Below are 24,565 nucleotides of genomic sequence, written 5' to 3'. Positions count from 1 at the left end.
CTATGTTATTTTGGCAGGAAAAACCCGCATTTGGGTTGACTTCAAAAGACGTTAACGTCTTAACCAATGCACAACAATATCGAACACAATTACTTGCTTTAATCGCGAGCGCACAAACACGTATTTATATTACTGCGCTTTATTTGCAAGACGATGAAGCAGGACGCGAGGTTCTTGAGGCACTACATCAAGCATCATTAGCCAATCCGGATCTTGAAATAAAAGTACTTGTTGATTTTCATCGTGCCCAACGCGGGTTAATTGGCGCTGCAAAGTCTGACGGGAATGCGAGTTTATATTGTGATTATCAACAAAAGTATCAATCGAATGTGCAAGTTTATGGTGTACCAGTAAAAGCCAAAGAATTGTTCGGTGTGCTGCACTTAAAAGGCTTTGTTATTGACGATACATTGCTTTATAGCGGCGCAAGCTTAAATAATGTGTACTTGCAACATAGCGAGCGATATAGGTTAGATCGTTATTTTTTAGTGAAGCAAGCTCCTTTATGTAATGCCGTTGTCGATTTTATTGAACAGGAATTACTTAGTTCAGAAGCCGTACCGCGTATTGACACGCGACCACTGACTAAATTTAATGATATTAAACTCGCGCAAAAGCAACTTATGCGTACATTAAAGCAAACGCATTATGAACATGCCGAAAAAGAAAATGATCAACCACTGGGTGTGAGGTTATTTTTGGGGCTAGGGCGTCGTAACAATGAGCTTAATAGAGTAATTAAAGCATTATTTGATACGGCTGAGCGAGAGCTTGTGCTTTATACCCCATATTTTAATTTTCCTGCTCCATTAATGCGTTCGCTTAGGCGTTTATTAAAGCAGGGGAAGGAAGTAACAATTGTGGTGGGCGATAAAACTGCAAACGATTTTTATCTGCCCCCTAGTGAACCTTTTAGTAAAATTGGTGCATTACCGTATTTATATGAGACTATTTTACTTAAGTTTTTAAAATCTCAGAAGCGTCATATTACAAATGGCAACTTAAACGTCTATTTATGGAAGCATGAAAGTAACTCATTTCACCTGAAAGGGATTTGTGCTGATCGCCAATATCATTTATTGAGTGGGCATAACCTAAACCCACGTGCGTGGGGCTTAGATATTGAAAATGGCATTTTCTTAGAAGACCCACAGCAATCTTTAATGCCTGCGATTGATAATGAAAAAGCAGAAATACTTAAACATTGTCGTCGTTTAAATGGGCCTGAAGATTTAGAAACGATGGAAGACTACCCTCAACCTGTTAAAAAGTTATTAGGGCAGGCTAAGCGGGTAAAAGTCGACTTTATAATTAAGCGCTTTATCTAACTTAGCTTAGGTAGCGAGGTATAAAAAAAGCAGCTAAATTAGCTGCTTTTTTAATGCTTATACCTTAATAATGACTCAGGTATAAGCGGTAAAATACTAGTTACGCATTTTCTACTGCAGTGCGTGGGTCAACATATTCCATGTTGAATGCTTCAGCTACTTCTTTGTAAGTCACTTGGCCTTTAATTACGTTAAGACCTCTAAGGAAGTTAGCGTCATCTAACAATGCTTTCTTATAACCTTTGTTTGCAAGGTTAATGATGAAAGGCAATGTTGCATTGTTAAGTGCAAATGTAGATGTACGTGGAACAGCACCCGGCATGTTAGCAACACAGTAGTGAACAACTTCATCAACGATGTAAGTAGGATCAGCGTGAGTGGTTGCTTTAGAAGTTGCGATACAGCCACCTTGGTCGATTGCAACATCAACAATAGCAGCGCCAGGCTTCATTGCTTTGATGTGCTCTGCTGTTACAAGCTTAGGCGCAGCAGCACCTGGGATAAGAACGCCACCGATCACAAGATCTGCTTCTAGTACGTGTTTTTCAAGTGCATCAGCTGTTGAGTAAATAGCTTTAACTTTATTACCAAACTGTGCGTCAAGTGCACGTAGTACATCGATATTACGATCAAGTACTACAACATCAGCACCTAGGCCTACAGCCATTTGTGCTGCGCTACGACCAACCATGCCGCCGCCGATAACAACAACTTTAGCAGGCTCAACACCCGGCACGCCACCTAATAACATGCCGCGGCCGTGGTTTGATTTTTCAAGTGCTTGTGCGCCAGCTTGAATAGACATACGACCAGCTACTTCACTCATAGGAGCAAGAAGTGGTAAACCACCGCGAGAATCAGTGACTGTTTCATAAGCGATACAGATTGATTTGCTCTTAACAAGGTCTTCAGTTTGTGGAAGATCCGGTGCCAGGTGAAGGTAAGTGAAAAGAATTTGGTCTTCACGTAGCATTGCACGTTCAACAGCTTGTGGCTCTTTTACTTTTACAATCATTTCTGCTTTAGCGAAAACATCAGCAGCTGTTGGTAGAATTTCAGCACCAGCAAGGGTGTAGTCTTCATTAGTAAAACCAATGCCCATACCTGCATTAGTTTCAACAATCACTTGGTGGCCGTGATTTACTAATTCACGAACACTCGCAGGAACCATACCTACACGGTATTCATGGTTTTTAATTTCTTTAGGTACACCAATAATCATAATCTTTGCCTTGTTGGAACGGGATAAAATTTTTCACTATTATATTCATCATGAGCCAGTGTGTCTCACCTTTTTTAAGGTGCAATCTAGTGATATAATCTAAATATAAAGTTTAAACAGTGTAAAAAACTAGTTAGCCCTATGCATGAATTATTAGACCGAATTGACCGTAAAATTTTAATGGAATTACAACTTGATGGACGTATTTCTAACGTTGAACTGGCCCGACGAGTTGGTCTTAGTGCCACGCCCTGCCTAGAACGCGTAAAAAAACTTGAACGCGAAGGTTACATTGTAGGATATAAAGCAGTTGTTGACCCAGCTAAGTTAGGACAGGGGTTATCGGTGTATGTTGAAGTGACCATTACTAAAACATCGCCAGATGTATTTGATGAATTTAGCGCGGCGGTTAAAAAGCACGATGAAATCATAGAATGTCATTTGGTATCAGGTAATTTCGATTTTTTACTTAAAACACGCGTTAATGATATGTCAGAATACCGTGGCGTGCTTGGTGATATACTTTTGAAGTTACCTAATGTCAGTGAAAGTCGTACATATGTTGTGATGGAAGAAGTAAAAGGTGAGCAAGGCGTCATCATTCGCCCCTATATCGCTTAAATCGAAAAAGCCGTTCATAATCGGCTAAGCAGTTAGTGTATATGATAAAGTGCAACAAAAAGTATTTCCTGCTAAGGTATTCTATTGCTGGGCAATGAAGATACTGAAATAAGAAAAATGAGGAATAGGGAATTATGCGCCTAAACGGTGTACAAAGACTATTAGAAACAGGGCTAATTATCAGCAGCTTTGCTGCAATATTCATATTATGTGCATTAATTAGCTTTGATCCTGCGGATCCTTCGTGGTCGCAAACAGGTGAATTTCATCAAGTAAATAATGTAACAGGCGCCGCAGGTGCTTGGATAGCTGATATTTTATTACTCACCTTTGGTTGGTTGGCTTATTTAGTGCCTGCTGCAATTCAAGTATTTGGCTATTTATTGTTTAAACAACCTCACAAAATTTTTCAGCTTGATTACACCACGCTTGCGTTAAGAGTGATTGGCTTTGCTTTATTTATTACCTCTGCCACAGCAATTAGCAGTATAAATTTTGACGATATCTATAACTTTTCATCGGGTGGGGTAGTAGGAGATGTAATTGCGGGCGCTATGATGCCAGCGTTTAACTTCACCGGTACATCTATACTGTTACTGTGCTTCTTTTTTGCAGGTTTAACATTGCTTACGGGTGTATCCTGGGTGCAGTTCGTTGACTTTTTGGGCGATTGGGTGGTCCGAATTTACAAGTATATAGTGGCTAAAATTAGTGGTTGGCTAAATCGTGAGCGTGAAGCCATTGAAGCTGATGACGAAGTAATTGCAGATGAAACTCAAGCGCAAACCAACGCGATTACATTTAATGATGCTCCCAAAACAGAGCAATCCCCAAAACGTTTTACAGCAGACCAAATGCAGAGCCAGCCACAGCATAATGCGTTTGATGATCTCGATGATATTCTTGACCAAGAAATTAACTTTAGCGCCATAGACGATGAGCCAATGGATACTGCTGCTGCATTAAACGCACTGGATCAAAGCCATGTGGCTGAGCCTGAAAAACCAGTTACAACGGTTGTTTCACCAGCAAGACCTATGCCTAAGCCAAAAAGCACGTATCAGCCACCACCTACAGCGAAAGAAAAGTTTGAACAATTACTTGATGAAGAGCCACCAAGTGCGCCGCTCCCAACCCTTGATTTGCTCGACAGACCTGACAAAGCGAAAAACCCAATTTCGCCTGAAGAGCTTGAAGCTGTATCACGTTTAGTTGAAACCAAATTACTTGATTTTAATGTACAAGCAGCGGTAGTCGGGGTATACCCAGGCCCTGTAGTGACTCGTTTTGAGCTTGATTTAGCACCTGGTATTAAGGTGTCTAAAATCACCGGCCTTGCTAAAGATTTAGCCCGTTCACTATCAGCTGTGAGCGTGCGTGTTGTTGAAGTCATCCCAGGTAAAACCTACGTGGGGATTGAACTGCCAAATAAACACCGTGAAATAGTGCGTTTATCTGAAGTGATTGACGCACCAAAGTTTGAGCAAAACCCATCACCGCTAACTATGGTACTTGGTAAAGACATCGCGGGTGAGCCAATTTGTGCCGACCTAGGCAAAATGCCGCACTTACTTGTAGCGGGTACAACTGGTTCAGGTAAGTCAGTGGGCGTTAATGTGATGATATTAAGCTTACTGTATAAATCAGGCCCTGATGATGTGCGCATGATCATGATTGACCCGAAAATGTTGGAACTTTCAGTGTACGAAGGTATCCCACATTTACTGTGTGAAGTTGTCACAGACATGAAAGAAGCAGCCAATGCGTTACGTTGGTGTGTAGGCGAGATGGAACGTCGCTATAAATTAATGTCAGCGTTAGGTGTACGTAATTTAAAAGGTTATAACCAAAAGGTAATGGAAGCCAAAGAAGCGGGTTACCCAATTCTAGACCCATTATTTAAAGACACTGACGGCATGAAAGAAGGCCCCGATGAGCTTGATAAACTGCCAAGCATTGTTGTAGTGATTGATGAGTTTGCCGACATGATGATGATTGTTGGTAAAAAAGTGGAAGAGTTGATTGCACGTATTGCACAAAAAGCCCGTGCTGCGGGTATTCACTTAGTACTGGCAACGCAGCGCCCATCGGTTGATGTAATAACGGGTTTAATAAAAGCGAATATACCAACGCGTATGGCGTTTCAGGTATCAAGTAAAATTGACTCGCGTACCATATTAGACCAACAAGGCGCAGAGAACCTACTCGGTATGGGTGACATGCTGTACTTACCGCCAGGCACCAGCGTACCTGTGCGTGTACACGGCGCATTTGTAGATGACCACGAAGTACATGCGGTGGTTGATGATTGGAAAAAACGTGGTAAACCAAACTACGTAGACGAAATACTTAACGGCGATGCCACAGAAGAAATTTTACTGCCGGGCGAAGCCAGCGAAAACGCGGATGAAGAATCAGATCCGCTTTATGATGAAGCCGTATCATTTGTGATTGAAACCGGCAAAGTGTCGGTTTCAAGTGTACAACGTAAGTTGCGTGTAGGGTATAACCGCGCAGCACGTTTAGTCGAGCAAATGGAAACGTCGGGTATTGTGAGTGCACCAGGACATAACGGCGCTCGCGATGTTTTAGTGCCCAATAGTGGAGCAAATTAAATGAAGAAACTTAAATATTTAGCAGTTGCGATAAGTTGTGTTTTATCTACAACAGCAATTGCCAGTGACAGCCAAGCACTACAAGACAAACTTGCCGAATTAAAAAGCTTTCAAGCGCAGTTTGTACAGCAAGTAAATGACGACCAAGGTGAGTCAATCATGCAAGGGAAGGGCAATATTGCCTTACAACAACCTATGATGATCCGCTGGCAACAAGCCAGCCCAGACGATACCTTGTTTATATCAAATGGTGATAAAACCTATTACTTCGACAGCTTTGCTGAGCAAGTGACTATCATGAACACAAACAGCTTGATTGATTCAACACCGTTTGTGTTGTTAACTTCAAAAGACCCAGCACAATGGCAAAAGTACCAAGTTAAAGCAACTGAAGCAGGCTTTAGCGTGACACCAAACAAAGGCATTGAAAGCCAAGTTGAACAGCTCGATATTGTATTTGCACAAGACCAAACAGGACTTGAAAAACTACTGGTTAAAGACAGCTCAGGGCAATCATCTACCTTTACCTTTAGTGATACTAAAGTAAATGAACAACTAGCCAACGAAACGTTTGAATTTACCATTCCTGAAAACGTTGAAATAGACGACCAAAGCCAAGGCGAATAATTACAGTGAGTAATTTAGGCTTTAATTTTTCTCCTGATGTGCGCCCTCTTGCGGCGCGTATGCGGCCAACAAATCTTGAGCAATATATAGGGCAGCAGCATCTATTAAGCCAAGACAAACCATTATACCAAGCAATCTTAGCAGGGCGCTGCCATAGCCTTATTTTATGGGGTCCACCGGGCGTGGGTAAAACCACCCTTGCACAAATTATAGCGAACCACGCAGATGCCGCGCTGATACAAATGTCGGCGGTAACGGCTGGTATTAAAGATATTCGCGATGCAGTTAGTGAGGCGCGCAATAACCTTGAAGGTCGTGGGCAACGCACATTGTTGTTTGTTGATGAAGTACACCGCTTTAATAAATCTCAGCAAGATGCTTTTTTACCGCATATTGAAGATGGCACCTTTATATTTGTTGGCGCAACCACAGAGAACCCGTCGTTTGCGTTAAATAATGCGATTTTATCTCGTGCCCGCGTATATGTGCTTAAATCCTTACAAGAAGCCGATTTACATTTAGTTATTGAGCGCGCGCTTGCCAACGATGACGAGCTGAGCACAAAAACCATTACCCTGGCCGATAACGCTAAAAAAGCACTGTGCCAAGCCAGTGATGGCGATGCCCGTAAAGTGCTTAACTTACTCGAACAAGCGATTGATTTAACTACACAGAGCAACGGCCAATATTTAGTGGATGAACACGTATTGAGCCAAGTATTGCCCACACATTTAGCCAAATACGATAAAGGCGGCGATGAGTTTTACGATTTGATCTCTGCCTTTCATAAATCAGTGCGTGGCAGCTCCCCTGATGGCGCTCTGTATTGGTATTGCAGGATACTCGCTGGCGGTGGCGACCCGCTTTATGTGGCAAGACGTTTATTAGCCATCGCGACAGAAGACATAGGTAACGCCGATCCACGTGCTATGGAAGTGGCCCTTAATGCGTGGGATATTTTTCAGCGTGTCGGGCCAAGCGAAGGTGAACGAGCAATTGCTCAAGCAACGATATATTTAGCCAGTGCACCAAAAAGTAATGCTGTTTACATGGCGTTTAATAAAGCCAAAGCGGATGCGCAAAATGAACCAAGTTACCCTGTGCCTGAGCATTTACGTAATGCACCTACTAATTTAATGAAAGACTTAGGCTACGGCGCAGAATATCGTTATGCGCATAACGAAGAAGGCGCGTTTGCTGCCGGAGAGAAATACTTTCCTGAGCAAATTGCCGACACTCAATATTATTTTCCAACCGAGCGCGGACTTGAGCAAAAAATTAAGCAAAAGCTTGATTACCTCAAAGAGCGAGATCAGCAAAGTGATATAAAGCGCTATGACAACACTTAAGCTCTACCTCATGATTGCAGCGGGTGGGGCGTCTGGTGCCTGTTTGCGCTTTTTTATTAGCGAAACCATGTTAAAACTGCTAGGAAGGGGATTCCCTTTTGGCACGTTGGCGGTTAATATTCTGGGTTCATTGTTGATGGGCGTATTATACGGTTTGATAGAGCGCGAAATTATCACCGTCAGCCCCGCCAAATCTCTTATCGGAATTGGCTTTTTAGGTGCTTTGACCACCTTTTCGACATTCTCAATGGATTCGTTGTTGCTTTTGCAACAAGGCCACTTTTTAAAAATGGCCCTCAATATCGTCTTAAATGTGACGGTGTGTATTTTTATGGCTTGGCTGGGCCTTCAGCTGGTAATGCAAAAAGGTTAAAAAACTAACATGTTAGATTCTAAATTATTACGTCAAGATATCGAACAAACAGCAGCGCGCCTAGCAGCACGTGGCTACGAACTTGATACAGCGACTGTCAGCGCACTTGAAGAAAAACGCAAAACACTGCAAGTAAAAACACAAGAACTACAAAGTGAGCGTAACAGCCGCTCCAAAGCGATTGGCCAAGCAAAAGCCAAAGGCGAAGACGCACAACCATTGCTTGATGCAGTAAGCAGCCTAGGTGCTGAGCTCGATAGCGTTAAAGCTGAGCAAGACGCTATTTTAGAAGAGCTAAAACAAATTTCTTTAGCTATTCCTAATTTACCCGACGAGTCAGTACCAGCGGGTGCAGACGAGTCTGAAAATGTTGAAATTTCAACATGGGGCGAGCCTAAAAAGTACGATTTCGAAGTTAAAGATCACGTTGATTTAGGCCAAGATTTAAACGGCCTTGATTTTGAAATGGGTGTTAAAATCACCGGCTCTCGCTTTACTGTTATGCGCGGCGCAACGGCACGCATGCACCGCGCGCTAGTACAATTTATGCTAGACACCCACACGGATAAAAACGGCTACACAGAAATGTATGTGCCGTATTTAGTTAACCGCGATAGCCTATACGGCACAGGTCAGTTACCTAAATTCGCTGAAGACTTATTCCATACCAAAGGTTTAGTAAACGATGACGGCGAAGAGCAAGAAGGCTTTAGCTTAATTCCTACAGCAGAAGTACCCCTGACTAATAGTGCCCGTGATGAAATCTATGACGAAAAAGACTTACCAATTCGTTTAACTGCGCACACGCCGTGCTTTAGAAGTGAAGCGGGCAGTTACGGCCGTGATACCCGAGGCCTTATCCGTCAGCATCAGTTTGATAAAGTAGAGCTTGTACAACTAGTAAAACCAGAAGATTCAATGCAAGCACTCGAGGAATTAACAGGTCATGCTGAGCAAATATTACAAGCTTTAGAGCTGCCGTACCGTAAAGTGATTTTATGTATGGGTGATATGGGCTTTGGTTCAGCAAAAACCTACGATTTAGAGGTATGGTTACCGGCACAAGATACATACCGCGAAATCTCATCATGTTCAAACATGCATGATTTCCAAGCGCGCCGTATGCAAGCACGTTTTCGCCGCGAAGGTGAGAAAAAGCCAGAGTTATTACATACACTAAATGGCTCAGGTTTAGCTGTTGGCCGTACATTGGTCGCAATACTTGAAAACTACCAACAAGCCGACGGCTCAGTTGTAGTGCCAGAAGTACTACGCCCATACATGGGTGGACTTGAAGTGATTAAATAAGTTCGTTAAAGCTATAGAGCTGTAAGTCGTAAGCTTTAAGATAAGCCGCTGTTTGTTACAAACAGCGGCTTTTTTTATTTGGGGTTTCGTTAGTAATTTAGTAAGAGTAAAGTTACCGAGCTGTGAGATTAACTCGGTGTGAAACTCACCGCGTAGGAATCGGCTTTAGCCATGATTTGCCGACGCTGATATGGAGATTATGTTTGCCATGATGGATCAAGCTCATCTGTAGGCGTGCTTTAGTGCTTAAATTTATATAGGAAACTTATGCTTTAAATTGTGTGCCTTGCGCTACATTTTGCGAGTTTACTAAATGGTTTAAATATAATTCCACTTGAGTGTCTCCCATAGTGCTTGGGTGTTGCATATTATTAAAACGGATATAGGCAGCTATCCAAAACAGATAAGCTTCAATAGTGCTCTTTGCATACCGCTTGTTATACATATGATCCTTAATCATGCTTAAAAAAAGAGATTTCATAAATAATATTTAATTTTCAAATGGCACTGTATGTATAGACAGTTGTTTGTGTTTTGTCCAATAACATTATTAAAAGTCGTTTTGGTGTATCTTAGCAGCGGTGATTTTTTTAACCTACGTAATTGTCTGTTTACATTGGATTAGTTTAGTGGAATTATGGAGCAATGTAATATACGCCGTTTTGGTGTGTTATAAACCACCAAAATGGTGTTCAATAAGTTGTTATGTGTACAAGGACAATTGAGCATTGGAAAACACTCCAGAATATCCTATTTGCATCGTTTATGAGGACGAAACAGAAAATGTTGTGTTAGCTAACGCAATGGAGGTTATGACTCACCTCGAATGGTTTGACTCTGATGATCCTGAATCTTGTGCTCAAGTAACAGATGCAAAAAATAAAGCTGTTAGCCTTAAAGTTGAAGCTCTGGAAATTATAGAGCTAAAGTACACATAACAAGGCAAATTAAAAAGGGCGGACAAAAACCAGTTGGCTTTGTTCGTGCCTCACAAACTATAGCCAACTAATTTTTGCCGTTTATTTGCGGCGTTAACTCTCATATAGAGTAAGTCATGAAATTTAGAATAATCTTATTAATATTTTCAATTACACTCTTCACTACATCTTGTGACGCAGCGTCAGGAGGTAAGTTAGAGGCATTGACTGAAAATATGTTACCTGCGATTCCAGTTGGATCGAAAGTAGTAATTGATAGCAAAGCGTACACTGAAGGTGAAATTAGTCGAGGAGATATTGTCCTTCTCTCGCCATCGCACAATAAGTCATCTTTCATAATTACGAGAATCGTAGGGTTGCCGGGAGAAACGATCGAAATAAAAGGTGAGAGCGTATTTATAAATGGTGAGGAGTTGGTTGAGAATTACGCTTATTACAATAACTCGCGTAATGCAGTAGTTAACGACGTTATGCCAACCCGCATTCAACCTGAAATGTATTATGTTCTGGGTGATAATCGATACAATAGCTTTGATAGTAGGCGATTTGGGGCTGTTTCAAAAACTGATATCAATGGTAAGGTTGTAAAAATTGAAAAATAGTCGTTGGTTTCAAAAGTTAACAAGGTTGTCAAATTGACAGTTTTTCCGTCGCTCCTTTTTGTGCTTAATAGCACAAACGGGCTCCTCCAAAACTGCAATTTACAACGGCGTTAGCAGTGCAAGGAAGTTATGAGTAAGCATATTTGGGATATCACAATTCATGACTTATCAGAACATTCTGTTTGGCAATTTCCTATGTGGAAAGATGATAGTTGTGATGACACAATTATTGCCCCTGCAAGTGAAAATGATGCGTTAAACCCTAATTCAAACATTATCGTCAAAGCTAAATTTATTGATGCTATTGGTACTGAGTTTGTAGGTTTTATAAATCATGGTTTAACTGAAATTGAATACTCTCAACCATGTATGTTTGTAAAAGATGAAGTTGTTAGTTTTTGGTTCGGTATATCTAAACCAAGTAAAGCCGATTTAATTAAGCTTAACTTTCCAATCGTAGCAACATCAATTTCTGCTTATGGTTTGGAATCAAAATCAGTGAACATTGATGGTTATGGTTATATAAACGAAAATTCTAGCACTTGCGTAATGCACTGCTAACAAGGCAATTAAATAACGGACACGTAACAGTTGGCTCGGTTCCGCTTCGCTTCACATTTTAGCCAACTGTTACTTAGCCGTTTATTGCGGCGTTAAAAGGCAATCAGATTAATGAGTGAAGCTGGAAAATATATTGAGTGTTGCGAGCATGGAAAGCAGCAAGCTACTTATGTTTGCCAGCATACAGTCCTAAGTCTTAGCGATGGAGTGGCAAGAGGGTTTTGGTCAGCAGAGCCAGAAGTGGGCGATGAACGACCGGATTCATGGTGTAGTGCCTGCGAGGAAATGGTTAACAAAACTGGCGGGGAATGGAATGATGAATCAGAAGAGTTTGCGGGCGTAAAGCTAATATGCGGTGCATGCTACGATCGCGCCAAACAACTCAATATCGTTAGCCGGAAGAAGTGGTGGCAGCTATGGAAGTAAAGCATTTTAACAAGTTGCTCAAACATCGTTCCGGCGCAAAAAGACGCGCCTCCACTTGACTCGCTAATGCTCGCCGTTTAGCAAAGTGTTATGTGCTCAGGATGAATTATGAGTCGTAGGTATTTATCGGCTCAAGAAGCTGAAGCAGCCCTTCGAAGGGGCAGGGCCGTAGAAGTTTTTCTGGGTGGTTACAAGTATAGTTCAGTAAATACTATACGCTGGGTGTCATTTAGCAATTCATCAGGATGTGTAGTTGGTAACCTCTGGGAAGCATTAGACCAAGGGTCGAAGGATTACGCTGATATATACAGCTTCGATTCTCCAGCTGGTGATTACAATGAACCAGTTAAAGTAGTTGAGTCACCTGACTTAACTGCCGCAATGAAAGAACTAGGTATCACAAATCAGCAATTTATAAATTCAGGTGTGGTTCAAGATGAATACATTGATTATCTTGAGTCCCGCACATAACAAAACGCTCCATTTGACCGTATTCTGCGCATTTCTGTTTGTGCAAAGATCGCACAAACAAAAATCCGCGCCATACGGCAAATGAGCTAGGCGTTAGCTGTATAAGAGAGTTCATTGAATCCTGTAGAGTTAGTTTTTTTTAAGTTAGTTTCTCATGAGATCGAATTATCAGAATTTGAGAGATGGGTGTACTCAGAGTCTCAGCTCGAAGAAATATTAAGCTCTGATGATTATCTAGAACTAATCTCCATAAATTACAAAACACCATCTGGCCTTTATGAAGCAGAGAAAGTACTTTCCAATTACTTTTCAATGGGTAAATATTACGAATGGAACATTCGAAATATACTTCAAAAAATAACTGATAGGCCTAATGATGTTCAAAAGTATATTGAACAGTGTTATGACCTATATTGTGAAGGTTTCGACTTCATGGATAATCTAGGTATGGGATACGGTCTAGGTTTAACCTGTCCTGATTATTATAATGAAAAGGTAGATGATTATTACCCCCAGATACTAGGTGAAGTTGAGAAAGTTCTCGAGTGGTTAGATAATGGCAAAATTGTCATCACTGGCCACAGTGGCGAATATCAGGGTATAGAGTATGAAGATAACCGTAGCGTAGAAGAAAAAGTGCCTACTGGTTATAAAGTACAAGAAAGTAAAAAATGGTGGCAGTTTTGGCTTTAAATACAGCTAACAAGTGACTATGGTGTCAAATCCTAATTTTAAACCATTTTAGGATCCCACATGACACCATCTCTCACCATAGAATTTATGATCACTACAAGCTTTCGTATACAGGCAATGATGGCTACTTTTTTAGGCTTTCCTGCTGCAATCATTCGTTGATAAATGTCTTTGAATTTTGGGTTGCATTGAATCGCTGACATCATTGCCATATACATTGCGGTTCTAATTTTTGGCCGCCCACCGCGTATCATTCGCTTGCCTTGGTAAGCGCCACTTTCTCGATTGAATGGCGCTACGCCAACTTAAGATGCAGCTTCTTTGTTATTTACATAACCAAGCTCAGGCATGTCGCTAAGAAGGGAATAATAAAGACACCCATCACAAGGGAATAATAAAGACACCCATCATAAAGTTTGTATTTCGCCAATTTTTTACTAACGTTTAATTAGTATAAAAATTAAACTGGGTGAAATATGGCTACTGCAAGAAAACGTCAAATAAGTTTGACAGATACAAAATACTATCACTGTATTTCACGTTGCGTTCGTCGTGCATTTTTATGTGGCGAAGACCATTTTACAGGCCAATCATACGAGCACCGTAGAGCTTGGGTTGAAGATAAACTGTTAGAGTTAGGCAAGGTATTTTGTATTGATGTGTGCGCTTATGCCGTCATGAGTAACCACACTCATTTAGTGCTGTATGTTGATGATAAAAAAGCCAACAGACTTAATGATAAAGCGATTGTTATTCGCTGGCACAAACTATGTAAAGGCACCTTGCTAACGCAGAAATACGTGCAAGGTGAAAAGCTAAGTGAAGCAGAGCTCCTCTTTTTTAATCAAACGGTAAAACAGTATCGCGAACGCTTATCAAGTATTAGCTGGTTTATGCGGTTGTTAAATGAAGATATAGCGCGTAAAACAAATAAAGAAGATAACTGCACAGGCAGGTTTTGGGAGGGCCGTTTTAAATCACAAGCCTTGCTTGATGAAGCCGCACTCGCCGCCTGTATGGCATACGTTGATTTAAACCCTATCAGGGCCAAAATGGCAAACACGCCAGAAGAGTCATCACATACGAGTGTTCAAAAACGCATTGAAAGCGCAACAGAAGGCAAGCAACCAAAACAACTATTACGCTTTGCAGGCATGTCACGTCAAATCATGCCAAAAGGGTTACCATTTGAACTTAAATCCTACCTTGAACTAGTTGAGTTAACAGGGCGTTGTATACGAGAAGGCAAACGCGGGTATATTGAAAGCACACATTTACCTTTACTAGAAAGAGTGAATATATCCCCAGAAAACTGGTTAAAACTGACCACGCAATTTACGCGCGTATTTCATGGCGCAGTAGGTAGGAGGACCTCACAAGAGAGTTACTGTGAAAACTTGAACAGAAAACGGCGTAGCAACGTTAGCAACAGCGAAAAGCTACTGGCATAAAGTTTAAAAGTCTTCGATAAAGAATTAAAACTGCATTCATGCAGTTGTTTTCGTGCGTGTAATCTAGGTTTAACAGTGATAAACGCTCACTTAATGAACGATGAGCGAGTGATAATAGAAAAAGAGATGAGTTTTAGCCAAAAGAGTAAACATAATAGCACTGTTTTATCTGCTCAATTAAAGTGGCTGTCCAGTTTATTGAAATGGAGAATTCGTGGGTGCAGATATATATACCAGCCTGACTTGTTTTACAGCACCCGAAGGTCATTGCTCGGAATATGGTATTGCTACAAGAACGGTGACATCTGTTGCGGACGCAGTAAGAGAGATGACCGAGTTAGTTACACTGGATCCAGATGTGATAAAAATTGTTTATCAACCTTCTGATGATCAACCTTCGATTTCAAAAGAAGTATTTGCGCAATTAGTTAAAACAGCTGAACAGTTTGGTGTCAAATCTATAGTTCACATTAAAACTTGGCAAGATATTAGAGATGCAATAGACGTCGGTGCTTCAGCTGTCACCCATGTACCACGAGGTGAAATTCCAAAGGACATACCAGCCCTTATGGCGAAAGCAGGAATTGTGATGATACCAACATTAACAGTTCATACAGATTTCGTTAACTTTTTATATGATCCAACGGTGTTAGATGCACCTTTAACTAAGGAACTTGCTTCAGAAGCCTTAATTTCAGCCTATCGCCACGTTGATCTAATTACTAAATATAAGGATAAGCAAGCTAAATTCAGAGAACGAAATGCTGTCACTTTTTTTTCAGTTAATGCAATGATTAATGCAGGTGTTAGGATTCTTGTAGGTACTGACTCAGGAAATTGGAACACTATTCAAGGCTATTCTGTGCATAGAGAAATGAAGCTTTTAACGGAAGCGGGTATGACACCTCACCAAGCAATTGCTTCTGCAACAACTTACTCTGCTAACTTTCTGGGGATTCAAAGTGGTTTTAATGAAGGCGATAAGGCCAATTTTATTATCTTAAATGCCTCACCGATCAATGATATTATGAATACACAGAGTATTTCTCTTGTGATTAAAAATGGAAACATAGTGGTACAAAATAGTTTTAACGATGACAAGTCGTAGTTTTCATAGAAATCACGGAAAGTTAATATTCTCGTGTGCATAGAAATGTGCTGTTTAGCAAAGTAATTACAGCGGACAAATTTTCCCCTACCGTTTTTGCTAATCCGCTGCGCGGGCAAAAATCAGCCCAGCAAAATTAGCCGTATATTGCGGCGTCATATTCAAGGAGATACGATGGATATTTGGAGTTTACCTTATACTTTCGAGTATGAAGGTCGAAAAGTGAAATATGGGATTGAAGGAAAAGGAGAGCCTCTTGTTTTAGTTCATGGTACGCCTTGGTCATCTTTCAACCTTAGGCACTTGATTCAGGCACTTTCAAGCGACTATACAGTCTACTACTTTGATTTACTTGGTTATGGTGAATCAGATAAGAGTGATGCGGATGTATCTTTAAAAATACAAAATCAGCTATTAGACTCATTAATAAATCATTGGCAGCTTGAGCTACCTTATATTGTGGGTCATGATTTCGGGGGTACGACAGTACTGAGAAATTACTTGCTGAATCAACGAAAGTACAAAAAGATAGTCGTAATTGATCCTGTTGCATTATCTCCTTGGGGCTCTCCATTTTTTAAACATATTGAAGAGCATGAAGCAGCCTTTGCAGGAGTTCCTGATTTCATTCATTCAGCAATCGTTGAAGCATATATAAAAACAGCGTCATACCAGCCATTATCTCAGGAAACAATTGACGGTATTCTCCGCCCTTGGTCTGGAGATGAAGGTAAGAAAGCTTTTTATAGGCAAATAGCTCAAGCTAATTCAACGTATACGGATGAATTTCAAGATAAACTATCTAACTTTGATGTACCTACATTAATTCTGTGGGGTGAAGAAGACCAATGGATCCCTGTTGAACAAGCTCATGTACTTCTTAGTAAAATTAAAGGCTCTAAGTTAACTATAGTGCCTGAGTCGGGACATTTGGTCATCGAAGAAAAACCAGAAGCATTGGTTAAGGAGATCCGAGAGTTCTTCGAAAGTTGATTATAACAAGGCTACGTGGATTCCTCTTTATCAAGCTGGGAAGTCCAAGCAATAGTATTTCTGAAACAAGAAAACCTGACAGCAGCTCTACATTCGGCGTTTATTAGCATTGTTACGCTATCGCGCTGATGATTTGTGCTTGAGTAATGCCTCTTTCGTCAAACAGAGTATGTATCTATAATTTTTTCCCGGTTAAACAGGCTGTAAATACAGCCTGTTTAGAGGGGAGTATTAATCTAAACTTCGCAACCATGACTTAGCGGGTGGGGTGGTGCTATTGATTATGATCAACAGAGGCTGATGATGAGAAAAACTCGACAGTCCGGTTCATCATTTGTGCTTGCTCAGCCATCGCTTCGCCTGCGGCGGCGGCTTCTTCAACCAATGCCGCATTTTGTTGTGTCATCTGGTCCATTTGCGTTATTGCAGTGTTAATTTGCATAATGCTTTCTGATTGATCTCGTGCAGATTGCGCAATTTCAGCCATCATGAGTCGTACTTTACTAGTGGCTTCTATTATTTCACTAAGCGTATTACCCGAGCGATTCACTAAGTTCGTCCCTTCTTCTACTTTAGTTTGGCTATCTCTTATAAGGTCTTTAATTTGACGCGCAGCATTTGAGGAGCGCTGAGCTAGATTTCTAACCTCTCCGGCTACAACTGCAAAACCACGGCCTTGCTCACCGGCTCTGGCGGCTTCTACAGCCGCGTTTAATGCTAATAAGTTAGTTTGAAAAGCTATCTCGTCAATCACACTGATGATCTCGGTGACTTGCTTACTGGACTCATTTATTTCACGCATTGCTTCAACAGCCAGCTCGACGACTTCACCACCATGACTTGCTTTATCTTCAGCGGTCATTGATAGTTTATTTGCCTGTTCTGCTTTTGTTGAACTTTGCTTAACAATTTCGGTTACCTCATCCATGCTGGCTGAGGTTTCCTCTAGGCTACTGGCTTGTTCTTCTGTTCGTTGACTCAAATCAGCATTACCTTGAGCAATTTCATTTGCACCTTGTGAAATACTTCCAGAAGCATGAGTAATGTTGTTAATAACTTCGGTCAATTTATCGGCGGTACTGTTAGTATTTTGCTTCAATTGACCAAATGAGCCAGCATAATCATTTGTAATACGTTTGCTTAAATCACCTTTAGCTAATGCACTTAGAACTTTAGTCACATCATCAAGGGCAACTTCAACAGTAGACACTAGGCCGTTCAATCCATGACTTAGTTTTTCAAAGAATCCTGACTTTCCTTGTAGTGATAGCTTTTGGCTTAAATCGCCTTGTGCTGCTGATTGCACCAGGTTATCGATTTCTTTTTCGATAGTTACTTCAGCAGTTCTATCTGTCCATTCTAGTACTGTTCCAATTCTTACATCATCAACGAATATAGGGTTTGAGGTGACTGAGAAGACTCGTTCACCCATAAATTCGGTGCTATTGTCAGCATGAGCTAAGTTATTAAATAGATCGCGTTGCTGCTCTGGTTCAAGGTAGAATTGATCAACAGGAAAGCCGATGAGTTTATCTGCAGTAAATTGTTTAGTACGCGCTTGTATATCCTGTTCGACATTACGTATGGTATTTTCTAGAGCTTGGTTTGCATAAATGACCTCAAGTTCTTTATTTGCAATCATTACATTGCCAGAGACGCTATCTAATGCATATCGGACACGCGCATTTTCAGCTGCAATACGTGATTTATCTCTTTCTTGGGCAAGCCATTCAGTTTTATCTTGCCATTCTAAAACTGTGCCTACACGTTCACCGTCCACACTGACGGGGCTGATGATCACAGCAAAAGTTCTTCCTGCGAGTTCAAATTCTGTTTCAACACTGGATATAAGAGACTTGAACTTGTTTAGTTGATTTGTGAAGTGTGTAAAGAACGTATCGACTTTGTTATTAACAATTTCATTTTGATTAAAGTGAGGGTTTACTTGTTTGATGTCTTCACTAGCAATTGAAAACATGTTGATGAGAGAATTGTTGAGGTAAATAACATTTAAATCAGTATCAGCAATCATAACCTGGCCAGAAGAACCATCTAAAGCATATTTTACTCGCGCATTTTCTGATGCGACGTGGGCTTTTTCTGCCGCTTCAGCGAGTTCTGCTGTTTTATCTTGCCACTCAAATACTGTACCTACTCGCTGCTTATCTACAATTACAGGACTGGCTACTAAATAGAAGGTTCTATCAGCTATAATAAATTGTTCTGCAATGGTATCAGTTAAGTTTTCAATTTGAGTAGCTTTTTGCTCAAAGTATGGCATTAGGGTGGTAATTTTTGAGTCAATAATATGCGCTGCACTAAAACTGGGTAGTTCATTTTGAAGTTGAGATTCAACCTGGTGGAACATGGTTTTAATTGCATCATTTAAGTAAATGACTTTGTGGCTATTGTCTACGATCATGACATTTGAATTGGCGTTATCAAGAGCGCTTTTTATCCGAGCATTGACACGTGCGACACGCCTTTCTTGCTGTTCTTTCTCTCTAATCAGTTTAAGGTTCTCCCGCATTTCAAGCATAGATTTAAATACACCTTGAGGTGCTTGTTCATCATATTCTTGATCCAGATTTCCCTCAGAAATGGCCGTAGCAATATTATCTAATTCGCTAGGGTCTTTACCCAATTGCTTCATTACTACTCTAAGTAAGAAAAAGACAATCGCGACGCTAATAAGAAGTGCAGTAATAAACAGCAAAAATATGTTCGAAACTGCTTTTTCATTGGACGCTTTTAATTGTGGTCCTAGGGTATCTTGGTCAGTTTTTACGGAATTACTTAAATCTCTAACAATGGATGCAAAACGAGGCCCAATGACATCTAGCACATTTGTTACTTTATTGTTTCTATCAACGATTATATCTTGAACTTTATTAAAGGCTTGTACGTAATCAGCTTGCAAACTTTTTATATTATCTAATAGGGCTTGATTGGATTTGCTAAGATTGGAAGTGTTCAACGAGACAAGTTTGTCATCAAATAACGAAAACTCCTGAATAACTCTATCAAAGGCAGAAAGATCATTATTTTCTAGATATTTAATTACATAAAGACGGCCTAATAATAGATTACGCATTGCTTCACCCGCAAAATAAGCAATTTGGCTATTGTTTGATTTTTCTGCATTTTGCATGATCTGCGTTAACTTATTTTCCATTTTCGGGCCGATAATGTTTAGTCTATTTAAGACCAGTTCATTACGTTGTACTCGGTATGCTTTTATTGCCTCAAAGGCAGTATTATATTGATCAATCTCCTGAATGAGCAGAGCTATCATTTGTGCGCGTTCAGGTTTGTTTATTTCGCTTTTAGCTTTACTCAGTAATATCTCTACTTTATTGAAATACTGATTATATTCATTAATATCTTTATCACTGCCAGTAAGTAGAAAGTCTTTTACATTCATACGTACCATCAGCATGTTGGACTGTAACGTGCTTGCGAGGTTAGAATCTCTAGCTAACTCTCGATAGCCTTTGAAACCTTCATCCGCCGATGTTAACGCAAGATAAGCCGTCAATCCTATTCCAGCTAGAATGAGTAAGATAATTGTGAAGGCTGAGGTGAGTTTAGCCTTAAGTGATTTGAAAATATTCATTGAATGAATGTCAGTATCCATGCTGAGCTTCCTGATTGTACCGATAAAGATGCAGTATTAAGAGATAGCTTAGTATTTCGATAAAATCAAAGAGCTTAATTGTTCTTTTATCTTCGCAATGGGGTTTTTTATAAAAATACCACTGTATTCAAAGTGAGGCTTGCAACTATTATTAGTGGATGTGTTTCACGATACATTAAGCGCACCTATTAACTGACGCCAGTTGGAATGTGGTAAAGGGCATTTGTACGAATATCTTATAGCTATTTCTTAACAAAAGTGACGCTAAGAGGTAGTCTCCGGTTTTAAAACGCCTGGATTGTTTTGTTCATAAATCCATTAGGTGGATGAATGGCGGTCAGTATTTAAATTAATAGCTTACAGAGCTAAGACAACTATTACTTACACTCTATTTCATGGTTATAATAATGCGTTTATTTCATTAATTTGTGTAACAGGCTTTTTAATGTTTTTTAATTGATTTCAAAAATCAGGGATACGAATGATTGTTCGAACGGGTATAGTTTTAATGAGTGCTTTGCTCATTTCTTGTAATGTTAACGCAACAGATAATAAAACGATTTATGTAGGTGCTTCAAAAAGTATTGTTGGGTATGACGATGCAAACAGCAACACGTATAAGGTTAATTCAGGTTATATAATAAATAGAAACTTTTCTTTTGAGCTTAATTACCTTAATTTAGGTGAAAGCTCTCCATTTGATGGCTCTGGCACGTTACAAGCTGACGCTTTTTCAGCGGAAGTGCTAGCCAAATACCCTGTGAATGATTTTTCAATTTATGCAAAATTAGGCAATATGTGGTGGACTGAAAAAGGAGAGAGAACACACTGGTGGAAAGAAGCAGCGCCTACAGTACAAATCAAAAACACAGGAAGTGATTTAATCTATGGTGTTGGTATGAGTTACAACATTACCCAAAGCTTTAGTATTAAGGTTGAATACCTTGAAAGTAAGGTAAATAGTCAGGCTGCAAACCCTTTATCACTGGGTTTAGATTTTGCTTTTTAATACATCATTTTTAAACTAAGTTACTTTCAGACTCAAGTTTAGGCTTTAGCAACCAGCAATAAAATTAAAGCTTTGTACTCGTATTAGCTTTTACTCTATTTTGCAAATGACATAGCACGCTAAAAAGCGAATGAATTTTTAGCGTGCCGTAATTAAGTAAAACCTTTCAAACAAGCCCCCTCAGAGAGTTAAAAATAAGTGTTTAGCCTTATAAAATTTAACAGCATCAATACTATTTAATTGCAAATTTTAAGCTTCGTTAACATTACTTGGTTGTTACTGTATAATAAAACTACATTGGGTATTCATCTCTAATAGTTTTTAACTAAGGTTTTTGTTAATGAAGCGTTTTCTACTCTTATTTTTGCTTATCAGTAGTGATATGAAGGCACATCAACCACTAATTATTGATATTATCAGCAGTGAAAATTTTAGTGAACGCTACTCAGCTTTTGTTAATGGCCGCGATATTATGGACATCACTGATTTTAGTCCTAGTACTGATGGGTCACACCTAGAAATTATTGAGATGATACTTCTTCAGCAAGCGCTATATTTAGGGGGGGAAACCAAAAAAGTCGAGTTTCGCCCGCGAAATTGGGTAAATACAACTGAATTTGACTCTTTAATCGACGGGAGCAGTCTAATGCTTGCGCGAACTATGTGGCATGAAGACTTGCTGGACTATCGAGGATCTCTTTACGTCAGTGATGCGGTTATAGAGTTTGGTCAGTATGAAGCTGGTTTATATGTGTCAGTTGATAATCAAAAAGCTCAGGCGTTGAAACCTTCACAGTTAAATCGATTGACAGTTGTGGTTAATCCTCGTTGGCATGTTGATTGGCGTGCATTGGTTAACACACCTGTAAGCGTCATTAGCTACATCGGACCTTGGGAAGATATGTTAGCCATGGTTGAGACCCAAGTTGTTGATGCTATGATGATTAACTTTAGTGTTAGCGATCATTTAGATCTTAATTTTGAAGGTAAACTATTCACACCTCTTAAAAAGTTGAAAGTAATCCTACCTGACACACGTCATTTTGCAGTAAGTAAAGCGCACCCTCAAGGTAAGCAAGTTGCTCAAGCATTACAGCGCGGCTTAGCCGTGTTATCTGAGCGAGGGGTAATCAAAAAGGCATTGCAACAATCTGGTTTTATTAACCATCTAACGAGTGATTGGCAGGCAATTAACCAACAAATGGTAGTGTCTGAGCGATGATAAAAACAGTGTATTTTTTTAGTTTTGGCTTGTTTTTTATGTTGCAAACAAGTGTGTTGATTGCTGCGGTTGGCTCGGAAGAAAAAAAACAATTAGATTTGTATTTTGCGAAGCTTAAAACGGATGTAAATCTTGGTAATACGCTTCAAACTATGGGCTATTTAACAGAGCTACGAGCACTCGCTATAAGCCAAAATGCCAAAGAGGTTGAAATAGAAAGCTACTTTATAGAAGCTATGATCAAGCGCCGGTATGGTGCTTACGCAGACGGTGTAAAACTAAACCATTATGCACTTGAATTGGCTAAATCAGTTGGCAATGAGGAATATATTGCATGGGCATACTACCATTTAGCCCATTTAGAGCTTGAGTTAGAACGTTACACACTGGCACTCGATTATATCCAGCACCCAATTAATTTTTATGTAAATAAAAATGCGGAGCGTGCTGCTTTAATGTACCTTTGGCAGAGCAAAATATATTTAACAATGGGGAGTTATTATCAAGCTCTCAAAGCAAATAAAGACGCTCTGCAGATTATATCACCTTCCATGGATATTCATTTAGATTTAGCTGTAAATCTAGCTCAAATTGAACTTAAGCTTGGTAATACAAAGGATGCAAAAACAGCATTAGGTTTGGTTAACATGGAAAAATTAAATGGTTCGAAGGCGCGCCTCAAACTGCAATATTATTTAGCTTCGGCAAATAGTCATTTACAAACAGGTGAATTTAACCAAGCAATAGAAATTGCACTGATACAATTGGAAAAACCAACTAGTCTTCGCTTTTTAGATGAACAAGCGCAATTACAATATTTAATCGCTGTAGGATATAGCCAGCTGGGGGAGCACAAATTAGCCTATAAATATTTAAAACGTTATTCTTTAAGTAATGATGCACTTAGTTTGCAACGTCGAAATAATAAGGTACTTCAACTTGAATCGCATTATAAGTTTGATTTACAAAACCAGAAGCTTGAACTGCTCGGTAAAGATAATACGTTAAAAGAGCAACGTTTAGCACAACAAGAACAAGCCTTTACTAACCATCGACTGCAACAACAGCGTTGGGTCTTAGGTGCCATACTATTGCTAAGTATAGTTGGTTTTGTGTATTGGCGGTGGCAAAACCAGCGTTATTTAGTGGTATTAAAACAGCGCGTTAACGAGCGAACACAAGAATTAGCAAAAAGTAATGAGCGATTAAAGGCAATGAGTTTTACTGATAGTTTAACTGATTTACACAATCGTCATTACTTTTTTAGTGTTATAGATGAATTGCTAATCGATTTTAATTCTCCACCAATTAACACAGAGCGCCAGCGTTTAGTATTTGCCTTAATTGATATTGATAAATTTAAAAACATAAATGATACCTTTGGTCATAATGTTGGTGATCAAGTATTGGAGCAATTTTCTAATATTTTAAGGCAACAAATTCGCAGCGAAGATTTACTCATTCGCTGGGGAGGAGAAGAGTTTCTGCTTGTAATTAAAAATGTCAGTTATTGTGCAGCCGAGCAAATAGCAGAGACGTTGCGCAGTGTAGTTGCCAGCCACATTTTCAAGTTAAATAACGACGAAAGCCTAAACGTAACGTGCTCAATTGGGTTTGCTTGTTACCCATTGTTAGCAACAGAACCAGATTTATACAATTGGGAACAAATTATCGAATTGGCAGATGGTGGTTTATATTTAGCAAAAGAAAATCAAAGAGATGCCTGGGTGGGTATTAAAGCTGGTAATTCAATTTTGCACCACCAAAGTAAAGATGTAGTAAAACATTATCGTGCTCACTTAGCGCAACAGACACTTCACGCTTCGACCAACATTGAAAGAACATTAAACTATTAAGTCCAATGTAATTTACGGTGAACAAGACGGGCCTTAGTTGGTTCATTGTTATTGAGTAACGATGTGCTTGGAGCTAATGGTATGCCAAGTCGCCCAGTATAAATCGGAATGTGTTATAAGATTTTAAATAGTTGCTAGGCTGCTAATTTATATTG

At 39.8% G+C, this 24,565-nt stretch carries 22 protein-coding genes and 1 pseudogene; 19 read left to right on the top strand and 4 right to left on the bottom strand.

What is annotated here, in order from left to right:
* The first annotated feature begins 2 nt into the window (after positions 1-2).
* Entirely contained in the window at positions 3-1,328 is a 1,326-nt protein-coding gene (gene pssA / locus CSC79_RS03535) for a CDP-diacylglycerol--serine O-phosphatidyltransferase (RefSeq protein WP_099294109.1), read from the top strand.
* A gap of 100 nt (positions 1,329-1,428) precedes the next feature.
* Here pssA and ald read toward each other — a convergent pair whose 3' ends face one another.
* Entirely contained in the window at positions 1,429-2,550 is a 1,122-nt protein-coding gene (ald, locus tag CSC79_RS03530) for an alanine dehydrogenase (RefSeq protein WP_099294107.1), read from the bottom strand.
* Positions 2,551-2,691: 141 nt separating this feature from the next.
* On the opposite strand from ald, the gene lrp reads away from it, so the two are divergent.
* From lrp to serS, 6 genes are all read left to right on the top strand, one after another.
* Positions 2,692-3,171, top strand: a complete 480-nt coding sequence (gene lrp / locus CSC79_RS03525) for a leucine-responsive transcriptional regulator Lrp (protein WP_099294105.1) — start codon at positions 2,692-2,694, stop codon at positions 3,169-3,171.
* A 134-nt stretch (positions 3,172-3,305) separates the two neighbouring features.
* On the top strand, positions 3,306-5,786 hold the full coding sequence (locus CSC79_RS03520) for a DNA translocase FtsK 4TM domain-containing protein (RefSeq protein WP_099294103.1): 2,481 nt from the start codon (positions 3,306-3,308) through the stop codon (positions 5,784-5,786).
* Positions 5,787-6,413, top strand: coding sequence for an outer membrane lipoprotein chaperone LolA (gene lolA / locus CSC79_RS03515; protein WP_099294101.1), 627 nt, complete (start codon positions 5,787-5,789; stop codon positions 6,411-6,413).
* A 5-nt stretch (positions 6,414-6,418) separates the two neighbouring features.
* Positions 6,419-7,762 (top strand): replication-associated recombination protein A, encoded by a 1,344-nt coding sequence (locus tag CSC79_RS03510; RefSeq protein ID WP_099294099.1) that lies wholly within the window; start codon positions 6,419-6,421, stop codon positions 7,760-7,762.
* Complete coding sequence (gene crcB, locus CSC79_RS03505) at positions 7,749-8,135, top strand: fluoride efflux transporter CrcB (RefSeq protein ID WP_099294097.1); 387 nt, start codon at positions 7,749-7,751, stop codon at positions 8,133-8,135. Before CSC79_RS03510 ends, crcB begins: the two co-directional genes overlap by 14 nt.
* Positions 8,136-8,144: 9 nt before the next feature.
* The gene (gene serS, locus CSC79_RS03500; protein ID WP_099294095.1) at positions 8,145-9,443 is read left to right on the top strand and encodes a serine--tRNA ligase; all 1,299 of its coding nucleotides are present in this window, start codon (positions 8,145-8,147) and stop codon (positions 9,441-9,443) included.
* Between the two features lie 265 nt (positions 9,444-9,708).
* Here the strand turns inward: serS and CSC79_RS03495 are convergent, their stop codons facing one another.
* Positions 9,709-9,903, bottom strand: a complete 195-nt coding sequence (locus CSC79_RS03495; RefSeq protein WP_272897218.1) for a site-specific integrase — start codon at positions 9,901-9,903, stop codon at positions 9,709-9,711.
* A 268-nt stretch (positions 9,904-10,171) separates the two neighbouring features.
* Here CSC79_RS03495 and CSC79_RS03490 point away from each other — a divergent pair, with 268 nt between their 5' ends.
* From CSC79_RS03490 to CSC79_RS03465, 6 genes are all read left to right on the top strand, one after another.
* A complete protein-coding gene (locus CSC79_RS03490) occupies positions 10,172-10,381 on the top strand; it encodes a hypothetical protein (protein WP_004586969.1) in 210 nt (69 codons plus the stop codon).
* 116 nt (positions 10,382-10,497) lie between these two features.
* Positions 10,498-10,983, top strand: coding sequence for a signal peptidase I (lepB, locus tag CSC79_RS03485; protein ID WP_099294091.1), 486 nt, complete (start codon positions 10,498-10,500; stop codon positions 10,981-10,983).
* A gap of 129 nt (positions 10,984-11,112) precedes the next feature.
* Positions 11,113-11,544: a hypothetical protein gene (locus CSC79_RS03480; RefSeq protein ID WP_099294089.1), complete on the top strand. Its 432-nt coding sequence runs from the start codon at positions 11,113-11,115 to the stop codon at positions 11,542-11,544.
* Between the two features lie 111 nt (positions 11,545-11,655).
* Positions 11,656-11,970: a hypothetical protein gene (locus tag CSC79_RS03475; protein ID WP_099294087.1), complete on the top strand. Its 315-nt coding sequence runs from the start codon at positions 11,656-11,658 to the stop codon at positions 11,968-11,970.
* 108 nt (positions 11,971-12,078) lie between these two features.
* Positions 12,079-12,441, top strand: coding sequence for a hypothetical protein (locus CSC79_RS03470; RefSeq protein ID WP_099294085.1), 363 nt, complete (start codon positions 12,079-12,081; stop codon positions 12,439-12,441).
* Positions 12,442-12,555: 114 nt separating this feature from the next.
* A complete protein-coding gene (locus CSC79_RS03465; protein WP_099294083.1) occupies positions 12,556-13,134 on the top strand; it encodes a hypothetical protein in 579 nt (192 codons plus the stop codon).
* Positions 13,135-13,172: 38 nt separating this feature from the next.
* On the opposite strand, the pseudogene CSC79_RS03460 reads toward CSC79_RS03465, so the two are convergent.
* Positions 13,173-13,499 (bottom strand): annotated as a pseudogene (locus tag CSC79_RS03460) (transposase); the annotation flags it as partial.
* Between the two features lie 111 nt (positions 13,500-13,610).
* Here CSC79_RS03460 and CSC79_RS03455 point away from each other — a divergent pair.
* From CSC79_RS03455 to CSC79_RS03445, 3 genes are all read left to right on the top strand, one after another.
* A complete protein-coding gene (locus tag CSC79_RS03455; RefSeq protein WP_099294081.1) occupies positions 13,611-14,585 on the top strand; it encodes a transposase in 975 nt (324 codons plus the stop codon).
* Positions 14,586-14,799: 214 nt separating this feature from the next.
* A complete protein-coding gene (locus tag CSC79_RS03450) occupies positions 14,800-15,693 on the top strand; it encodes an amidohydrolase family protein (protein WP_099294079.1) in 894 nt (297 codons plus the stop codon).
* A gap of 174 nt (positions 15,694-15,867) precedes the next feature.
* Positions 15,868-16,686, top strand: coding sequence for an alpha/beta hydrolase (locus CSC79_RS03445; RefSeq protein ID WP_099294077.1), 819 nt, complete (start codon positions 15,868-15,870; stop codon positions 16,684-16,686).
* Positions 16,687-16,960: 274 nt separating this feature from the next.
* On the opposite strand, the gene CSC79_RS03440 is transcribed toward CSC79_RS03445, so the two are convergent.
* On the bottom strand, positions 16,961-20,323 hold the full coding sequence (locus tag CSC79_RS03440; protein ID WP_099294075.1) for a methyl-accepting chemotaxis protein: 3,363 nt from the start codon (positions 20,321-20,323) through the stop codon (positions 16,961-16,963).
* 481 nt (positions 20,324-20,804) lie between these two features.
* Between CSC79_RS03440 and CSC79_RS03435 the strand changes: the two genes are divergently transcribed.
* The 3 genes from CSC79_RS03435 to CSC79_RS03425 all read left to right on the top strand — a co-directional run bounded on the left by CSC79_RS03435 (position 20,805) and on the right by CSC79_RS03425 (position 24,410).
* Complete coding sequence (locus CSC79_RS03435; protein ID WP_099294073.1) at positions 20,805-21,332, top strand: outer membrane beta-barrel protein; 528 nt, start codon at positions 20,805-20,807, stop codon at positions 21,330-21,332.
* Positions 21,333-21,672: 340 nt separating this feature from the next.
* Positions 21,673-22,554, top strand: a complete 882-nt coding sequence (locus CSC79_RS03430; RefSeq protein WP_099294071.1) for a hypothetical protein — start codon at positions 21,673-21,675, stop codon at positions 22,552-22,554.
* Between the two features lie 38 nt (positions 22,555-22,592).
* Positions 22,593-24,410 (top strand): GGDEF domain-containing protein, encoded by a 1,818-nt coding sequence (locus CSC79_RS03425; RefSeq protein ID WP_180270381.1) that lies wholly within the window; start codon positions 22,593-22,595, stop codon positions 24,408-24,410.
* Positions 24,411-24,565 lie beyond the last annotated feature (155 nt).

The sequence above is a fragment of the Pseudoalteromonas sp. 3D05 genome (genome assembly GCF_002723455.1).
Lineage (GTDB): Bacteria > Pseudomonadota > Gammaproteobacteria > Enterobacterales > Alteromonadaceae > Pseudoalteromonas.
Note: the sequence above shows the minus strand (reverse complement) of the source record. Positions and strands in the feature narration are given on the sequence as shown.